Genomic DNA, 1,674 nt, shown 5'->3' with positions numbered 1-1,674 from the left:
TGACTGCGGGGGGGCCCGGGGGTGCCCCCCGGGGGGGCGGGGGCGCCGGCGCGCCCCGCGGGGGGGGGGCGGGCGGGGGGCCCCCGGGGGGGGGGGGGGGGGGCCCCCCCCCCCCCCACCCCTCCCGCCGCTGTCATCGCGTCACGGCGTCATCGCCTCACGGCGTCACGCGAACCGCTGGTTCGCGCTCCCGTCGCAGTTCTGCAGCCGCAGCGTGTCCCTGGCCGACGCGAGCGTCAGGCAGAGCCCCGTCGCGGCGGCCGGGCGCAGGGTGCCCGCCTCCTCGACGAACCGCTGGTTGGCCGCGCCCGAGCAGTCCCACAGGATGAGCCGGGTGCCCGCCTTGTAGTCGGCGGCCGGCACGTCCAGGCAGCGGTCGTGGCTCAGCTCCGTGCGCAGGGTCTTCGTACCGGAGTCGTACCACCAGCCCTGGTTGCGGCCGCCGTGGCACTCCCAGCCCGCGATCGTGGTGTCGTTGCGGGTCACCGAGGCGGGTACGTCCACGCAGGTCCCCGTGGCCTGGTTCTTCAGGGGCTCGAAGACGTCGTCCCACGCCACCGGCTGGAGCACCGGTTTCCCGGTGCCGGCCGGGTCGGCGCAGCTCGCCTCGCGCAGACCCGAGTCGTAGAGCTGGGTCAGGCAGGAGGCGAAGGCGGCGTGGCCGCGCGCGTTCGGGTGGAAGGACTGCCGGACGGAGTTGGCGTCCGGCGGGAAGTGCCCCAGGTCGATGTACAGACCGCGGGCCCAGGTGTTCTCGCTGCACACCTCGTGGCCGTGGAACAGCCGCGAGTTGTCGAGGTAGACGGCCCCGGTGTCGGTCGCGACCTTCCGCATGCCGCGCTCGAAGGCGGGCACGGCGACGTTGCGGCCCCAGGCGGCGTCGGAGTCGTAACCGGCGCAGCCTCCGGGCAGCTTGCCGGGGAAGTCCGGGTTGTCGTAGAAGTCGGGGCCGATCGGGCTCGGGTATCCCATGACCACGAGCTTGTAGTCGCTGTCGCGGTACCCGGCGCCGGACATGACGGTCCGCAGGTCGCGCACCGTCTTCTCGACCTTGGGGACGAGTCCGTCGACGCGGGCCTGCCAGCCGCCCTCGTACGTCGGCCGGCAGGTGCCCTTGGAGAGGACCCAGCGCTCGACGCAGTCGGTCATGACCGGGCCGAACTGGAGGTCGTCGTTGGCCCCGGCGACCAGCAGGATCATCTTGATACGGGTGTTGCGGGCCTTGATGGCGAGGTTGTCGCTCTGCACGAGTTCGTCGGCGTACTGCTTCGACCCGCCGATGACGATGTTGCCCGTGTACGCGCCCGAGCAGGCGACGTTGTACGTGACGTCGGCCGCGATGCCGGTGCGGTGGATGGCGGAGTCGGGCGAGCGGTGACACCAGTTGTCGGGGCCGTTGGTGCCCGACTCGTACGTGCCGACGCCCTCGCCGGAGATCTCGCTGTCGCCGAGCGAGATCAGTCCGGTCCTGCGCTCGGCGAGCGGGCGCTCGGCCGGGTCGCCGTACAGCTCGACGGCCTCGGCGGCCCGGACGGCCTCCAGTTCCGGGGAGAGGGGGGTGGATGCGGCGGTGCCGGGGGGGGGGCGGGCCGCCCCCCCCCCCCCCCCCGCCCCCCCCCCCCCCCCCCCCCCGCCCCCCCCCCGCCCCCCCCCCCCCCGCCCCCCCCCCGGGGG

The 1,674-nt window shown here is 74.8% G+C and carries 1 pseudogene; it reads right to left on the bottom strand.

Annotation, left to right across the window (positions count from 1 at the left end):
* Positions 1–165: 165 nt before the first annotated feature.
* Positions 166–1,575: pseudogene (locus ACFYXM_RS04180) on the bottom strand (ricin-type beta-trefoil lectin domain protein); the annotation flags it as partial.
* Between the last annotated feature and the right edge of the window lie 99 nt (positions 1,576–1,674).

Source organism: Streptomyces sp. NPDC002476 (assembly GCF_042889785.1).
Taxonomy (GTDB): Bacteria; Actinomycetota; Actinomycetes; order Streptomycetales; family Streptomycetaceae; genus Streptomyces.
Note: the sequence above shows the minus strand (reverse complement) of the source record. Positions and strands in the feature narration are given on the sequence as shown.